Raw genomic sequence first — 16293 nt, 5'->3', positions numbered from 1 at the left:
ACAGGCAACCGAGCCGAGCGGACGATCCACAGGAGCCGACCGGGCGACGCGGGACAGGACCGCTGACCGCCATCGTGGATGCATGACCACGAGCCACGCCCCGATCATCCGCCTCGACCACGTGTCCAAGCACTACGGCGACGACGCCCGACGTGTGACCGCGCTCGACGACGTCAGCGTCGACATCGGCGCGGGGGAGTTCACCGCGGTGATGGGCCCGTCCGGGTCCGGCAAGTCGACGCTCATGCACGTCGCGGCCGGCCTCGACGCCGTGTCCTCCGGTCGGATCCAGATCGACGGCGTCGACATCACGGCCCTGGGCGACAAGGACCTCACCGAGCTGCGTCGTCGTCGGCTGGGCTTCGTGTTCCAGTCGTTCAACCTCGTCCCGACGCTGGACGTCAGCGAGAACATCCGGCTGCCGTTCCTGCTCGGTGGGCACAAGCCCTCGCGTGAGGAGACCGCCTGGATCGACCGGCTGGTCGAGATGCTCGGGCTCAACAACCGGCTGACCCATCGTCCGCACCAGCTCTCCGGCGGGCAGCAGCAGCGCGTCGCCATCGCACGGGCGCTCGCTTCGCGGCCGGCGGTGGTCGTCGCCGACGAACCGACGGGCGCGCTCGACTCCCGCACGGGGCGCGACGTGCTCGCGATCCTCCGCGGTGCCGTCCAGGAGTGGGGCCAGAGCGTCGTCATGGTCACGCACGACCCGGTGGCGGCCGCGAACGCCGACCGGATCCTGTTCCTGGCCGACGGCCGGATCGTCGCCGACCGCCCTGCGATGGATGCCGGTGCGATCTCCACGACGATGCTCGGGATGGAGGCGGCAGCGTGAACGGCATCCGATCCTTCGCCCCCACCGTCCTGGTGGCCGCACTCGGCACCACGTTCGGTTCCGCCCTCGTCATCGCGCCGGGGATCGTGACCGAGGCGCTCCGAGCCGCCGGGGTCGCCGACCTCGGACCGATCAAGGCGATCCTGTCGGTGGTCGGGTGGCTGTTCCTCGGCATCGCGCTCTACGTCGGCGCGATCGTCACCGCGAACACCTGCGCCACCCTGATCGCCGGGCAGACCCGGATCATCGCGCTGCAGCGGCTGGTCGGTGCGACCGGTGCGACCCTGCGGGCGCGGATCACCCGCACGGGCCTGGTCGTCGGCGTGCTCGGCGGGGTCGTCGGCGCCGTCGTGGGCACCGCGCTCTCGGCCCTGTTCGTGGTCGTCCTGCGGGGCAACGGGGTCCTGCCCGACGCCGAGTACACGTACGTCCCGTGGGAGCTGGTCCTGCCGGTCGTGGCCGTCGTCCTCGCCACCTGGGGTGCCTTCGCTGCCGGGTCGCGCCGCGTGCTCACCGTCACACCGCTCGAAGCGCTGTCGTCGTCCGTCGAGCCGAGCCACGACGACGTCCGGTCCGGTACGGCCCGCAAGGTCTGGGCGATCGTGCTCATGGCCGGCGGTGCCGTGCTGATGCTGCTCGGGCTCGCGGTGAGCTCGCTGAGCCCGATCGCGGTCCTGCCGGCGGCGCTCGGCGGGTTCGTGTCCTTCGCGGGGGTCGCCGTGGGGGCGACGATCGTGATGCCGCCCGTGCTGCAGCTGATCGGTCGCATCGGCTCGCACGACCCCGTCGTCCTGCTCGCCGGACGGAACGCGATGCGGGCGCCGGGACGGTCCTCGCGGGCGACCATCGGGCTCGTCATCGGCGTCACCCTGCTCGTCACCTTCGCGGTCGCGCTCGGCATCATGCAGCACGTGCTCGAGACCGAGATGCGCGCCCTGAGCGCGGGGAGCGCCACCCCGCAGATGATCGAGGCGCAGCGCGACCTCTTCGTGCAGATCAACGCCGTCGTCAGCGTGGTCGTCGGGTTCTCCGCCGTGATCGCCGCCGTCGGGGTCGTGAACGCCCTGGCGCTCGGGGTGCTCCAGCGTCGACGCGAACTCGGGCTGCTGCGGGTGCTCGGCCTGACCGGTGCGCAGGTCCGACGGATGATCGTGACCGAGGCCGTGCAGATGGTCGTCGCGGCCGTCGTCTCGGGGCTCGCACTCGGCACGCTGTACGGCTGGGTCGGCGGGCAGACGCTGCTCGGCTCGCTCGGGACGCCCGTGGCACCTGTGCTGCCGCCGCTGACCATCGGCATCGTGGTGATCGGCGCGCTGGTCCTGGCGGTCGTCGCCACCATCGCGCCGGTGCGGCGCGCGATGCGCGTCCCGCCGACCGAGGCCCTCGCGGTCGACTGACCCGTCGCCCTGGTCGCACCACGCGACGACACTGGAGGCCCGGTGCCAGCTGGCACCGGGCCTCCCGTCCGTCGTGGGGTCGCGCCGACGTGCCCTGCCCGGCCCCGCCTCGCCGCTCACGTCCGCCGAGGTGTCACGAACCGTCGTCTGGACGCGGCCCGGGCGACACAACGTGACCACTCGGCGACCAGCCCGCGGCATGTCGCGACCACTCGGCACGCCACCCGGCACCGCACTCGGCGCCCCGTTCGACGGCGCCGGGCAGTCCCGCGTCACACGCTTGCGCCAGCCCGCTGCTCCGGTGCTACCGTGGGTCTCGATGTACTCGGCACTCCTCCTCCTTCGCTGCCGCGACGAGGCCTGACACTCCGGCCCACCTCGTCGCGGAGTCCGTCGTGGCCGCACCACAACAGCTCACGAACACGCGACGAAAGCGAAGAACGATGCAGAACACCCAGCAGCCCTCCGGGATGCCGATCCACAAGTACGTCCCGTTCCACGAGCAGATCACCGTCGACCTGCCGGACCGGACCTGGCCCACGAAGCGCATCGACAAGGCACCGCGCTGGTGTGCGGTCGACCTGCGTGACGGCAACCAGGCCCTCATCGACCCGATGGACGCCGAGCGCAAGCGGGCGATGTTCGACCTCCTCGTCCGGATGGGCTACAAGGAGATCGAGGTCGGCTTCCCGAGCGCCTCGCAGACCGACTTCGACTTCGTCCGGTCGTTGATCGACGAGGGCGCGATCCCCGACGACGTCACCATCCAGGTGCTGACCCAGGCGCGCGAACACCTCATCCAGCGCACCTACGAGGCGATCGACGGCGCGAAGCAGGCCATCGTCCACCTGTACAACTCGACGAGCATCGTGCAGCGCGAGGTCGTCTTCCGCACCGACGTGCAGGGCGTGGTGGACATCGCGGTCACCGGTGCGAAGCTCTGCAAGGCGGCCGAAGCCACGCTGCAGCACGACACGACGATCTACTACGAGTACTCGCCGGAGTCCTACACGGGCACCGAACTCGAGGTCGCACTGGAGATCTGCAACGCCGTCCTCGAGGTCTTCGAGCCGACGCCCGAGCGCAAGGTCATCATCAACCTGCCCGCGACCGTCGAGATGGCCACGCCGAACGTCTACGCCGACTCGATCGAGTGGATGTCCCGCCGCCTCGCCCACCGCGAGGACGTCATCCTGTCGCTGCACCCGCACAACGACCGCGGCACCGCGGTCGCGGCCGCCGAGCTCGGCTACATGGCCGGCGCCGACCGCATCGAGGGCTGCCTGTTCGGCAACGGTGAGCGCACCGGCAACGTGGACCTGGTCGCCCTCGGCATGAACCTGTTCACGCAGGGCATCGACCCGGAGATCTCGTTCGCCGACATCGACCAGGTGAAGCGCACCGTCGAGTACTGCAACCAGCTGCCGGTGCCCGAGCGCCAGCCGTGGGCGGGCGACCTCGTGTACACGGCGTTCAGCGGCTCGCACCAGGACGCCATCAACAAGGGCTTCGAGGCGATGAAGGCCAAGGCCGCCGCCGCGGGCAAGGACATCGACGAGATCGAGTGGGCCGTGCCGTACCTGCCCGTCGACCCGAAGGACATCGGCCGGTCGTACGAGGCCGTCATCCGCGTCAACTCGCAGTCCGGCAAGGGCGGTGTGGCGTACCTGCTCAAGACCGACCACGCCCTCGACCTGCCCCGCAAGCTGCAGATCGAGTTCTCCGGCGTCGTCCAGCGGCACACCGACACCGAGGGCGGCGAGTTCTCGTCGCAGCGCATCTGGGACGTGTTCCAGGACGAGTACCTGCCCGCGTCGATCGACGACGAGAAGTGGGGCCGGTACGAGCTCACCAAGACGGCGACGTCGAGCGACTTCGAGGGAACGACCTCGCTGTCCGTGGCACTCCGGGTCGACGAGGGCGCGGTCACGGCCGAGGCCGTCGGCACCGGTCCCATCGACGCGTTCCTGAAGGTGCTCGCCGAGCAGGGCGTCCAGGTCACGCTGTACGACTACTCGGAGCACACGATGAGCGCCTCCGGTGACGCGAAGGCCGCGTCCTACGTCGAGCTCGACGTCGACGGCGTGCGCCTGTGGGGCGTCGGCATCGACGCCGACATCTCGACGGCGTCGCTCAAGGCGATCGTGTCCGCGGTGAACCGCGCGGTGCGCGCCGGTGCCGCAGCCGGTGCCGACGCGCCGGAGCTCGTCTCCGCCTGAGACGCGACCGGCCCAGGAGGCGCGGTGCCGGGTCCGTCCCGCACTGCGCCTCCCGTCTGTGCCCGGTCTTTCCCCCGTCACGCGCGATGGCAGGTCGAATCGGGCGTACCTGGTCGTTTCTTCCGACCAGGTACGCCCGATTCCACTCGGTGAGCCCGGGCCTCCGCCCCGCACCGCACGCGGCTGTCGGCGGGGCGGGGGATACTGGGGGCATGCCGCTGTACCGGGACGAGTGCGTCGTGTTGCGCACCCACAAGCTCGGTGAAGCCGACCGCATCGTCACGATGCTCTCGCGGCAGCACGGCAAGATCCGTGCCGTGGCCAAGGGCGTGCGACGAACGGCGTCGAAGTTCGGCAGCCGGCTCGAACCGTTCATGGTCGTCGACGCCCAGTTCTACGAGGGCCGGTCGCTCGACATCGTCACCCAGGCGGAGTCCCTCGGCGCGTACGGGGCCCAGATCGTCGCCGACTACGGCGCGTACACCGCGGCCAGCGCCATGGTGGAGACCGCCGACCGACTGAGCGAGGCCGACGCGGGGCTGCAGCAGTACCTGTTGCTCGTCGGGGCGCTGCGCTCGTTGTCGCGCGGGGAGCACCAGTCCAGCGCGACCCTCGACTCGTACCTGCTCCGCGCGATGAGCATCGCGGGGTGGGCCCCCTCGTTCAGCGACTGTGCGGTGACGGGGGAGCCCGGCCCGCACTCGGCGTTCGTGGTGCAGCTCGGTGGTGTCGTCGCTGACCGTGCGGCACCCCCGGGGACCCCGCGGCTCGACCCGGCGACGCTCGGGGTGCTCGGCTCCCTGCTCGCCGGCGACTGGGCGACGGTCGACGCCACCGACGAGCGGACACGTTCGCGGGCCTCCGGCGTGGTCGCGGCCTACGCCCAGTGGCACCTGGAACGATCGCTCCGGTCCCTGCCGCACGTCGACCGCTCCGAGCACCCGATGCCGGTGCCGCAGACCCACGGCGGACCCGAGGCGACAGCACGTGCGGTGGCCTCGACCCCGGCACCCGCCGTGCCCGAGCCCGACCCTGATCCCGCTGTCGAAGGAGCCCCCACCGCATGAGCCCCCGCCGCCCCGACGACGTCGAACCGTTCCGCCCGATCGACTGGACCGGCGAGACGCCCCCGGCGATCCCGGCCCGGTTCGTGCCGGAGCACGTGGCCATCGTCATGGACGGCAACGGCCGGTGGGCGAACGGCCGCGGCCTGACCCGGATCGAGGGGCACAAGGCGGGCGAGGCCTCACTGCTCGACGTCGTCGCCGGGGCGATCCAGATCGGCGTCGGGCACGTGTCGGCGTACGCGTTCTCGACGGAGAACTGGAAGCGCTCCCCGGAAGAGGTCCGGTTCCTGATGGGCTTCAACCGCGACGTCATCCGCCGTCGCCGTGACCAGCTGCACCAGTGGGGCGTCAAGGTGCGGTGGGCCGGCCGGCGTCCGCGGCTGTGGCGGAGCGTCATCGACGAGCTCGAGACCGCCGAGCGGATGACCGCGGGCAACGACGTCCTCACGCTGACGATGTGCGTGAACTACGGCGGCCGGAACGAGATCGTCGACGCCGTGCGGGGCATGGCCGAGGACGTCGCAGCCGGGCGCTTGAAGCCGAGCCAGGTCACCGAGAAGGCCCTGGCGAAGCGGCTGTACGTGCCCGAGATGCCCGACGTCGACCTGTTCCTCCGGAGCTCGGGGGAGCAGCGCACGAGCAACTTCCTGCTGTGGCAGTCCGCCTACGCCGAGATGGTGTTCCTCGACCGGCTCTGGCCGGACTTCCGTCGCACCGACCTGTGGGGCGCGATCGAGGAGTACGCCAGCCGCGACCGACGCTACGGCGGCGCGGTCGACACCCCGACGGCCTAGCCCAAGCCCGAGCCCGAGCCCGAGCCCGAACCCAAGCCCAAGCCCGAGCCCCGGCCCCTCAGCCCGGCAGCGGCCCCTCGAGCAGGTGGGCCGCGGAGCGCACCGCGTCGAGCGCCGCACGGACGCTCGGTACACGATCGGCACCACGGGCGACGACCACCTCGACACGCCGGGCCAGCTCGTCGTCCACGGGGTCGATCGCGACACCGGCGGGGATGACCGTCGTCGCGAGTGCCAGCCGGGGGAGCAGCGCCACCCCGAGCCCTGCGGCGACGAGCCCCACCACCGCGGCGGCGTTGTCCGTCTCGAGCACGATGTCCGGCGTGAACCCCGCGCTCGCGCACGAGGCGAGCAGGTGCCCACGGCACCGCGGGCATCCCCCGATCCACCGGGCGTCGTGGTGGGACGCGAGGTCCACGACGGTGGAGCCGGCGGTGCGGAGTCGCTCAGAGCCTCGTGGCTCGACCGGCGTCACCAGCGCGAGCGGGTCGCGACCGAGCGCCCGGGTGACGAGGCCCGGGTCCGGGGTGGTCCCGACCTCGTCGCCGACGTAGGTGAAGGTCAGGGCGACGTCGACCTCGCCACCGCGCAGCAGGTCGAGTGCCTCGGGTGGCTCGACCTCGACGTACGAGGTCGTCACGCTGGGCGCCGTCGCGGCGAGCCGGGCGAGCACCGCGGGCACGAGGGCGGAGGACGCGCTCGGGAACCCGGCGAGTCGCACCCGACCGCGGCTGAGCCCGCCGACGGCGTCGAGGTCCTCGCGCGCCGCGGTCAGCGCGGCCTGGACGTGCAGGGCGTGGTCGGCGAGCACCTGCCCCGCATGCGTGAGGGTCGCGCCCCGTCCGCCGCGAAGGACGAGCGCGTGCCCGAGACGCTGCTCGGCCCGGGCCACCAGCTGGCTGACGGCCGGCTGGCTCGACCCGAGTGCGGCGGCAGCGCGCGTGATCGACCCGCCGTCGGCCACGGCGCGCAGGACCCGGAGCAACTGGGGATCGATCTCGTCCATCACCCGATGTTATCGGTGGCACAACGGATCGGCCCTGGTGTGATGGGTCGGGAACCGGGACGCTGTCCGCATGGACTCCTTCCCCGCCGGCCGCGGCTACCTGGCGGCGTGCACCGCGGGCCTGCCCACCCGCGGCACCCTCGCCGCCCAGCGCGCCGACCTCGACGCGTGGTCCCGGGCCGAGACGTCGCCCGCCCGGTACGGCGCGCTGGTCGAGCAGGGGCGTGCGCTCTTCGCCGCGCTGGTCGGCGTCCCGGCGGAGCGCGTCGCGACGGGCTCGCAGACCTCGGTGATGGCCGCGGTCGTCGCCGACGCGCTGCCGGACGGCGCCGAGGTGGTCGTCCCCGACGGGGACTTCAGCTCGGTCGTCTTCCCGTTCCTCGCCCAGGCACACCGCGGCGTCCGGGTCCGGAGCGTCCCGCTCGAGCGGCTCGCGGCGTCCGTCGGGCCCGAGACCGCCCTCGTCGCGTGGTCCGCGGTGCAGTCCGCCACCGGCGTGGTCACCGACCCCGACCCGGTCGTGGCCGCCGCCCGACGTGTCGGAGCCCTGACCCTCTGCGACCTCACGCAGGCCGCCGGCGTCCTGCCCGTCGACGCCACACCGTTCGACGTGACGCTCACGCACACCTACAAGTGGCTCTGCGCGCCGCGCGGCGTCGCCTTCATGACGCTCTCCGACACCGCCCTCGGCCGACTCCGCCCGGTGCAGGCCGGTTGGTACGCGGGAGCGGACGTGTGGTCCTCCTGCTACGGCCCCGCCATGCACCTGGCCGACGACGCGCGTCGCTTCGACGTCTCGCCGGCCTGGCAGGCGTGGCCCGGTGCCGTGGCCGCGCTCGAGCACGCGGTCGCGCTCGACCAGCAGGCGGTCTGGAGGCACGCCACCGGTCTCGCGGATCGGCTGTGCGACGCCCTCGGGTCGCCTCGGCAGGGCGACGGGCAGGCGATCGTGACGTTCGCGGACGCCGACGGGGCGGCCCTCCGGGCCCTCACCGCCGCGGGTGTCACCGCCTCGGGGCGTGCCGGGCGACTGCGCATCGCGTTCCACCTGTGGAACGACGAGTCCGACGTGACCGACGTCGTGGCCGCACTGGGCGGGGTGGGGCCGACCACGTCGGCGAGGTGAGCGTGGAGGGCGGATCCGGGGCGGGCCTCCCGGGCCACGATCGCCGGTAGTCTTGCCCGGACCGTTTCCGCACCGAGCACCCAGCTCGGCGACCTCTGGAGCACCCTTTGGCACAGCCCTCCCGTCTCGACAGCGTCATCGCCCTGGCCAAGCGCCGCGGCTTCGTCTTCCAGTCGGGTGAGATCTACGGAGGCTCCCGCTCCGCGTGGGACTACGGGCCCCTCGGTGTGGAACTCAAGGAGAACATCAAGCGCCAGTGGTGGCAGCGGTTCGTCCGCGGCCGCGGGGACATGGTCGGCCTCGACTCCGCGGTGATCCTGCCCCGCAAGGTGTGGGAGGCCTCCGGCCACGTCGCGACCTTCACCGACCCGCTGGTGGAGTGCCTGCACTGCCACCACCGGTTCCGCGAGGACCACCTGATCGAGGCGTTCGTCGCCAAGAAGGGCCGCGACCCCGAAGGCCGCATGGCCGAGATCGCCTGCCCGAACTGCGGCACCCGCGGCGAGTGGACCGAGCCCCGCGAGTTCTCCGGGATGCTCAAGACCTACCTCGGCCCGGTCGAGTCCGAAGAGGGCCTGAACTTCCTGCGCCCCGAGACCGCCCAGGGCATCTTCGTCGACTTCGCGCAGGTCGTCACGACCAGCCGCATGAAGCCCCCGTTCGGCATCGGCCAGGTCGGCAAGGCGTTCCGCAACGAGATCACGCCCGGCAACTTCATCTTCCGCACGCGCGAGTTCGAGCAGATGGAGATCGAGTACTTCGTCCCGCCGGCCTCGGCCCAGGAGCACTACGAGCAGTGGATCGCCGACTCGGTGGCGTTCTACACCGACCTCGGCATCGACCCCGAGAACCTGCGTCGCTTCGACGTCCCCGACGGCGAGCGGGCGCACTACTCCGACGCCACCGCCGACATCGAGTACCGCTTCGGCTTCACCGGCTCGGAGTGGGGCGAGCTGATGGGCGTCGCGAACCGCACCGACTTCGACCTGAACAACCACATCGAGGCGTCCGGCCAGGACCTCCGGTTCTTCGACCAGGCCGCCAACGAGAAGTACGTGCCGTACGTCATCGAGCCGTCGTTCGGTCTGACCCGTGCACTCATGGCGTTCCTGCTCGACTCGTACCACGAGGACGAAGCCCCCAACGCGAAGGGCGGCGTCGACAAGCGCACCGTCCTGCGCCTCGACCCGCGCCTGGCCCCGGTGAAGGCCGCCGTCCTGCCGCTGTCGCGCAACGAGCAGCTCTCGCCCGTCGCGCGCGGCCTGGCCGACGACCTGCGCAAGAACTGGAACGTGGACTTCGACGACGCCGGTGCCATCGGCCGTCGCTACCGTCGCCACGACGAGATCGGCACGCCGTTCTGCATCACGGTCGACTTCGACACGCTCGAGGACAAGGCCGTCACGGTGCGCGAGCGCGACACGATGGGCCAGGAGCGCGTCTCGCTCGACCAGCTGCAGGGGTACCTCGCGCAGCGGTTGCTCGGCGCGTAGGGGGTTCGGCGGCTCCGCAAGACACCGGTGTTCGTGCGTTGCACACCCCCAATCGGGTGTTCGACCTGCGAACACCGGTGTCTTGCTGCCGGTGACGGGAATGCGCGCCGCACGAGCGCGTTGGGGTCAGCATGAACGACTCCGTGAAGGTCGATGTCTGGTCGGACATCGCCTGCCCCTGGTGCTACATCGGCAAGCGCAAGTTCGAGGCCGGCGTCGCCGCGTTCGGTGCCTCGAGCGAAGGCCGCCCCGTCGAGGTCGAGTACCACTCCTTCGAGCTCAGCCCGGACACCCCCGTCGACTTCGAGGGCACCGAGGCCGAGTTCCTCTCCGGCCACAAGGGCATGCCCGTCGACCAGGCGCAGCAGATGCTCGACCAGGTCACCGCCATCGCCGCGGGCGTCGGTCTCGACTACGACTTCGAGGCCATGCACCACACCAACACCGTGAAGGCCCACCAGGTCATCCACCTCGCCAAGCAGCACGGCAAGCAGCTCGAGATGGTCGAGCGCCTGTTCACCGCCTACTTCGAGCGCGGCGAGCACGTCGGACAGGAGTCCTCGCTCGCCGACCTGGCGGCGGAGATCGGTCTCGACCGCGACGAGGTCCTCAGCACCCTGCGCGACGACGCCCAGCTCGCTGCGGTCCGCGCCGACCAGGCCCAGGCGCAGGCGTACGGGATCAACGGCGTGCCGTTCTTCGTGATCGACGGCAAGTACGGCGTCTCGGGCGCCCAGGACCCCACGGCGTTCGAGCAGGTGCTCCGCCAGGTGGTCGCGCTCCGCGAGACCACGCCGGAGGAGGTCGCCTCGGCGGCCGAGCGCGCTGCGGACGACGCGAGCGCGGACGTGGCGGCGACCCGATGACGGACATGACCATCAGCGACCAGGGCGCGGTGCGCCTCCAGGCCGTGACGTCGGTGCCGTCCGTACCGGACGCGCTCACGGGGCTGCCGGGCGTGCGCGGCCTCTCCGCCGCTTCCGGCGTTTCCGGCGTGCCCGGTCTGGAGGCCCGTCCCGCGTTGCTGACGCTCGTCACGCCCGGCGGTGCGCCGGTCTGCGAGGGCGATGCGTGCCTGATCGACGCCGGCTCGTTCGCCGGGGCCGAGGGTGACTGGTCCGAGGTGCCGGACTGACGGCTGCGTCAGTCGCGCTGCGGTTCCTCGTCGGTGATGTCGGCGACGGTCGCGCCGTAGGCGGCGACGAGCGCGTCGGCGTCGACGAAGGCGCTCGCCCCGTGCCGGCCCGCACCCAGGGCGACGCGGCGGCCGACGATGCGCTCGTCGGCGTACACCGGCAGGTCGCCCGTGGCACCGATCGGCGTGATGGTGCCGCGCTCGTAGCCGGACGCCCCGAGCGCGGTGGCGGCGTCGGGCATCGAGAGCTTGTTGACGCCGACGACCGTGCGGAGCTTCTTCCAGGCGATGCTGCGGCCGCCGGGCACCAGGGCGAGCAGGAACCCGCCGTCGTGGCGCTTCACCACAAGGGTCTTGACGATGTCGCCGGGCTCGATGCCGAGCAGTTCGGCGGCCTCGTGCAGGGAGTCCGCGGCCGGGCGCTCGACCACCTCGACCGGCAGGCCACGGGCCTGGGCGTCGGCGTCGAACCGGGAGCTGGCGTCGGTCGTCATGTGGAGAACGCTACCCGCGCGCACCGACGTGGGAAGATGGGACAGGTATGACGATCACACAAGCACCCGCCTCGCGAGTCGGCGGCCCCCTGCGCATCGGCCCGATCGAGGTCGACGTGCCGGTCGTGCTCGCGCCGATGGCCGGGATCACGAACATGGCGTACCGCCGGCTGTGCCGCGAGTACGGCGCCGGGCTCTACGTGTGCGAGATGATCACCTCGCGTGCGCTGGTCGAACGGACCCCCGTGTCGATGCAGCTCATCCAGCACCACGAGTCCGAGACCCCGCGGTCGATCCAGCTGTACGGCGTCGAGCCGAACACCGTGGCCGAGGCGGCGTCGATCCTGGTGGGCGAGGACCGTGCCGACCACATCGACCTGAACTTCGGGTGCCCGGTGCCCAAGGTCACCCGCAAGGGCGGCGGCGCGGCTCTGCCCTGGAAGCTCGACCTGTTCCGCGAGCTCGTCACCAAGACCGTGCGCGCCGCGGGCGACGTCCCCGTCACGGTGAAGATGCGCAAGGGCATCGACGAGGACCACCTGACCTACCTCGACGCCGCCCGCATCGCGCGCGACGCCGGTGTCGCCGCGGTGTCGCTGCACGCCCGCACCGCGAACGAGCACTACTCCGGGCACGCCGACTGGTCGGCGATCGCCACGCTGAAGGAGACCGTCACCGACATCCCGATCCTCGGCAACGGCGACATCTGGTCGGCCGCCGACGCGCTCCGGATGATCGACGAGACCGGTGCCGACGGCGTGGTCGTCGGGCGTGGCTGCCTCGGTCGCCCGTGGCTGTTCGGTGACCTGGCCGCGGCGTTCCGCGGCGAGGGGCTGCGGTACATGCCGTCCCTGGGCGAGGTCGCCGACGGGTTCCGTCGGCACGCCGAGCTGCTCGTCGAGTTCTTCGGCGACGAGGAGCACGCCTGCCGCGACATCCGCAAGCACGTGGCCTGGTACTTCAAGGGGTACCCGATCGGCAGCGACGTCCGGGCAGGCCTGGCGATGGCGTCGAGCCTGCAGGAGATCGACGACTTCCTCGGCCAGCTCGACCACGACGCACCGTACCCGGGTGCCGACGCCGAGGGGCCGCGCGGTCGTGCCGGGCACCCGAAGCGCACCGCCCTGCCCGACCGCTGGCTCGAGAGCCGCGACGTCGACTCCGAGTTCCGCAAGGTCCTGGCCGCCGCCGAGCTGCACCACAGCGGCGGATGAGCGCCACCGCCTCGTACGGCCCGGCGGACGCGGAGCGCTGGCTCCCCGAAGAGCACGGCAACCGCCGCTCGGACTTCGCCCGCGACCGCGCCCGACTGCTGCACTCCAGTGCGCTCCGGCGCCTGGCCGCCAAGACCCAGGTGCTCAGCCCGACCGCGGGGCTCGACTTCGCCCGCAACCGGCTGACGCACTCGCTCGAGGTCGCGCAGGTCGGCCGCGAGCTCGCCGACTCGCTCGGACTCGACCCCGACGTGGTCGACACCGCGTGCCTGGCGCACGACATCGGGCACCCGCCGTTCGGGCACAACGGCGAGACCGCGGTGAACGCCTGGGCCACCGGCATCGGTGGCTTCGAGGGCAACGCGCAGACGCTCCGGCTGCTGACGCGGCTCGAGCCGAAGGTCTACGGGGTCCGGCCCGGCGCCGACGTCGACCGTCCGTTCGGTCTCAACCTGACCCGTGCGTCGTTGGACGCCAGCTGCAAGTACCCGTGGCCCGCTGCGCAGGGGGTCTCGGAGTCGTCGTCCGGGCGCACCAAGTTCGGCTTCTACGACGACGACCACGACGCCTTCGAGTGGCTCCGTGCCGGCGCGCCGCGCCGCCAGCGGTGCATCGAGGCGCAGGTGATGGACCTCGCCGACGACATCGCGTACTCGGTGCACGACTTCGAGGACGCCGTCGTCGCCGGGTTCATCGACGTCGCGGCCCTGGGCGACCGCGTCGGTGAGAACGACATCGTGACCGCCATGCACGCCTGGGTCGGCGACGACCTGAGCCGCGACGAGCTGCTCGAGGCGTTCGACCGCCTGCGTGCGCTGCCGCTCTGGATGACCGCGTACGACGGCTCCCGCCGTGACGCCGCACGCCTCAAGAACCTGACGTCGCAGCTGATCGGACGCTTCGCGCGCACCGCCACGACGGCCACCCGCGAGTCCTACGCCTCGGGATCGCTCGTGCGGTTCGCCGCGTCGGTCGTCACCCCGCCCGAGATCATCGGCGAGATCGCGGTGCTCAAGGGCATCGTCGCGGCCTTCGTGATGACCCAGGGCGACCGGCAGCCCGTGTACGAGGACCAGCGTCGCGTGCTCACCGAACTGCTCGACGCGCTGGCGGCGACCGGTGCGTCCGACCTCGAGCCGGGCTTCGCCGCCGACTGGCACGCCGCGGACGACGACACCGGCCGACTGCGCGCCGTCGTCGACCAGGTCGCGAGCCTGACCGACCAGGGCGCACTCGCCTGGCACCGACGACTGGTGGTGGGTGACCGTGACCCGGTCCACATCGCCGTCTGACCGGTCCGCCGACGTCGGTCCCACGAACTAGGATCGAGGGGTGGCTGGCAGGATCGCGCGGAACGACATCGACGAGGTCCGCTCGCGTGTCAACATCGCCGACGTCGTGGGCGACTACGTCACGCTGAAGCACGCGGGCGTCGGGTCGATGAAGGGCCTGTGCCCCTTCCACGACGAGCGCTCCCCGTCGTTCCACGTCCGGCCCCAGGTCGGCCGCTACCACTGCTTCGGCTGCGGCGAGGACGGCGACGTCTTCAGCTTCATCATGGCGCAGGACCACACCACCTTCGCCGAGGCCGTCGAGCGCATGGCCGCGAAGATCGGCTTCACCCTGCACTACGAAGAGGGCGACGGGCCGCGCACCGACTACAACACCCGTGCCCGGCTGATCGCCGCGAACGAAGCCGCGCTCGAGTACTTCACCGCGCAACTCACCACGGCCGCCGCCGACCCCGCCCGCCGGTTCCTGGGGGAGCGCGGGTTCGACCCCTCGGCTGCCCAGCACTTCGGCGTCGGCTTCGCGCCGAAGTCCTACGACATGCTCAAGGACCACCTGCGCGGGCGCGGCTTCACGATGGAAGAGCTCGTGTCCGCCGGCCTCGTCAGCCAGGGTGACCGCTCGCCGTACGACCGGTTCCGCGGGCGCCTGATGTGGCCGATCCGCGACGTCACCGGGGCCACCATCGGCTTCGGGGCGCGCCGCCTGCTCGAGGACGACAAGGGTCCCAAGTACCTCAACACGCCCGAGACCCCGATCTACCACAAGAGCCAGGTGCTCTACGGGCTCGACCTGGCACGCCGCGACATCTCGAAGCAGAAGCAGGTCGTCATCGTCGAGGGCTACACCGACGTGATGGCGTGCCACGTCGCGGGCGTCACGACCGCGGTCGCCACCTGTGGCACGTCGTTCGGCGTCGACCACATCAAGGTGCTCCGCCCGATGCTCGGCGACCTGGCTGGCGCCGACCCGAACGCCAACGGTGAGGTCGTGTTCACGTTCGACCCCGACGAGGCCGGGCAGCGTGCCGCCTCTCGTGCGTTCGCGGAAGAACAGCGCTTCGCGGCGCAGACCTACGTCGCCGTGGCACCCGGCGGGCTCGACCCGTGCGACCTCCGGCTCGCCCGCGGCGACGACGCCATCCGCCGCCTGGTCACGAACAAGCGCCCGATGTTCGAGTTCATGATCCGCCGCACGCTCGACGGCCACGACCTCGAGACCGTCGAGGGGCGCGTCGGTGCCCTGCGTGCGGCCGCACCCGTGCTCGCCGGCATCCGCGACCGCTCACTGACGCAGGGCTACGTCCGCGAACTCGCCGGCTGGCTCGGCATGGAGATCCCCGAGGTCCGTCGGTCGGTCGAGACGGCCAGGCGCCGTGCGGGCTCTGCCGGGCAGGACGACCGGTCCGGAGGCGCCGGGCGCGACGGCCGCAACGGGAACGGCACCGACGGGGCCGACACCCCCGACGAGCCCGTCGCCGGCATCCGCTCGCTGCCGAACGACCCGATCAGCCGCATGGAGCGCGACGCCGTGATGGCGATGGTGCAGCAGCCCACGTCCGTCGGCGCACCGATGCTCGGGCTCGCCGCGTCGGCCACGTTCTCGACGCCGATGCTCGCCGCGGTGCGGGACGCCGTGGTCGCCAACGTCGACGTCATCGGCGCGGGGGACTGGCTCGACCGGCTGCTCGCCGACGTGCCGGCGCCGCTGCGAACCCTGACGCACGAACTCGCCCTCGCACCCATCCCCGCGCGCAACGCGGAGGACCTGGCGGCCTACTGCCGGAGCATCGTCGTGGCCCTGGTCGAGCGCGACCTGCTCGCCCGCAAGGCCTCGTTGCTCGGGCAGCTGCAGCGCGCCGACCCGCACGAGCAGGCCGAGCGTCGCGCCGAGATCCAGCGGCAGCTCGTCGACATCGACGGGCAGCGGATGCGGTTGCGCGCCGACGCCGAGGCGTCCTAGGGCTCTTCGCGCGGCTGGTGCCGGGCGCGCGAGGTCGCCCCGGTCGGCCCCGGTCGCACGACGCGCCGCGTGCGAGTCGCCGAGGTCGCACGAACTGTGGCACGGCAGGCCCGCGAGCGGCAGTTCGTGCGACCTCGGCGCTCCGTGAGTGGTCAGGACGTGCCGCGTGTGGGGCGTCGAGTGGTCGCAGATCGTCGGTTGGCCGGGGTCCGGCCGACGGGACGTGACCGCTCGGACTGGGGCGGGCGGTGAGTCGTGACC

14 protein-coding genes are annotated in these 16293 nt (G+C 71.9%); 12 read left to right on the top strand and 2 right to left on the bottom strand.

Going from position 1 to position 16293, the window contains the following annotated elements:
• Positions 1-82: 82 nt before the first annotated feature.
• From DEJ04_RS11305 to DEJ04_RS11285, 5 genes are all read left to right on the top strand, one after another.
• A complete protein-coding gene (locus DEJ04_RS11305; protein ID WP_111047130.1) occupies positions 83-835 on the top strand; it encodes an ABC transporter ATP-binding protein in 753 nt (250 codons plus the stop codon).
• Positions 832-2232: an ABC transporter permease gene (locus DEJ04_RS11300; protein ID WP_111047129.1), complete on the top strand. Its 1401-nt coding sequence runs from the start codon at positions 832-834 to the stop codon at positions 2230-2232. Before DEJ04_RS11305 ends, DEJ04_RS11300 begins: the two co-directional genes overlap by 4 nt.
• Positions 2233-2675: 443 nt before the next feature.
• Positions 2676-4451 (top strand): 2-isopropylmalate synthase, encoded by a 1776-nt coding sequence (gene leuA, locus DEJ04_RS11295; protein WP_111023150.1) that lies wholly within the window; start codon positions 2676-2678, stop codon positions 4449-4451.
• A 212-nt stretch (positions 4452-4663) separates the two neighbouring features.
• Positions 4664-5518 carry a DNA repair protein RecO gene (recO, locus tag DEJ04_RS11290; RefSeq protein ID WP_027465318.1) on the top strand — a complete coding sequence of 285 codons (855 nt, stop codon included), beginning with the start codon at positions 4664-4666 and terminating at the stop codon, positions 5516-5518.
• Complete coding sequence (locus DEJ04_RS11285) at positions 5515-6312, top strand: isoprenyl transferase (protein ID WP_071251399.1); 798 nt, start codon at positions 5515-5517, stop codon at positions 6310-6312. The genes recO and DEJ04_RS11285 overlap by 4 nt, the downstream gene beginning before the upstream one ends.
• Before the next feature lie 58 nt (positions 6313-6370).
• On the opposite strand, the gene DEJ04_RS11280 is transcribed toward DEJ04_RS11285, so the two are convergent.
• On the bottom strand, positions 6371-7318 hold the full coding sequence (locus DEJ04_RS11280; protein ID WP_111047128.1) for a LysR family transcriptional regulator: 948 nt from the start codon (positions 7316-7318) through the stop codon (positions 6371-6373).
• Between the two features lie 70 nt (positions 7319-7388).
• Here DEJ04_RS11280 and DEJ04_RS11275 point away from each other — a divergent pair, with 70 nt between their 5' ends.
• The 4 genes from DEJ04_RS11275 (at position 7389) to DEJ04_RS11260 (ending at position 11072) form a co-directional block, all read left to right on the top strand.
• Complete coding sequence (locus tag DEJ04_RS11275; protein ID WP_111047127.1) at positions 7389-8444, top strand: aminotransferase class V-fold PLP-dependent enzyme; 1056 nt, start codon at positions 7389-7391, stop codon at positions 8442-8444.
• A 107-nt stretch (positions 8445-8551) separates the two neighbouring features.
• Complete coding sequence (locus DEJ04_RS11270) at positions 8552-9937, top strand: glycine--tRNA ligase (protein WP_110864656.1); 1386 nt, start codon at positions 8552-8554, stop codon at positions 9935-9937.
• A gap of 131 nt (positions 9938-10068) precedes the next feature.
• Complete coding sequence (locus DEJ04_RS11265; RefSeq protein ID WP_111047126.1) at positions 10069-10803, top strand: DsbA family protein; 735 nt, start codon at positions 10069-10071, stop codon at positions 10801-10803.
• A 5-nt stretch (positions 10804-10808) separates the two neighbouring features.
• Positions 10809-11072 carry a hypothetical protein gene (locus tag DEJ04_RS11260; RefSeq protein WP_146245769.1) on the top strand — a complete coding sequence of 88 codons (264 nt, stop codon included), beginning with the start codon at positions 10809-10811 and terminating at the stop codon, positions 11070-11072.
• An 8-nt stretch (positions 11073-11080) separates the two neighbouring features.
• Here DEJ04_RS11260 and DEJ04_RS11255 read toward each other — a convergent pair whose 3' ends face one another.
• Positions 11081-11566 carry an aminoacyl-tRNA deacylase gene (locus DEJ04_RS11255; RefSeq protein WP_111023155.1) on the bottom strand — a complete coding sequence of 162 codons (486 nt, stop codon included), beginning with the start codon at positions 11564-11566 and terminating at the stop codon, positions 11081-11083.
• A gap of 47 nt (positions 11567-11613) precedes the next feature.
• Here DEJ04_RS11255 and dusB point away from each other — a divergent pair, with 47 nt between their 5' ends.
• The 3 genes from dusB to dnaG are packed head-to-tail and all read left to right on the top strand — an operon-like array spanning position 11614 to position 16032.
• Positions 11614-12780: a tRNA dihydrouridine synthase DusB gene (dusB, locus tag DEJ04_RS11250; protein ID WP_110860455.1), complete on the top strand. Its 1167-nt coding sequence runs from the start codon at positions 11614-11616 to the stop codon at positions 12778-12780.
• A complete protein-coding gene (locus tag DEJ04_RS11245) occupies positions 12777-14072 on the top strand; it encodes a deoxyguanosinetriphosphate triphosphohydrolase (RefSeq protein WP_111047125.1) in 1296 nt (431 codons plus the stop codon). The genes dusB and DEJ04_RS11245 overlap by 4 nt, the downstream gene beginning before the upstream one ends.
• A 40-nt stretch (positions 14073-14112) precedes the next feature.
• On the top strand, positions 14113-16032 hold the full coding sequence (dnaG, locus tag DEJ04_RS11240; RefSeq protein WP_111047124.1) for a DNA primase: 1920 nt from the start codon (positions 14113-14115) through the stop codon (positions 16030-16032).
• The last annotated feature ends 261 nt before the right edge of the window (positions 16033-16293 follow it).

The organism is Curtobacterium sp. MCLR17_044, from assembly GCF_003234435.1.
GTDB lineage: Bacteria > Actinomycetota > Actinomycetes > Actinomycetales > Microbacteriaceae > Curtobacterium > Curtobacterium flaccumfaciens.
The sequence above is the reverse complement of the archived record's forward strand: the minus strand, read 5'-3'. Positions and strand labels throughout refer to the sequence as shown.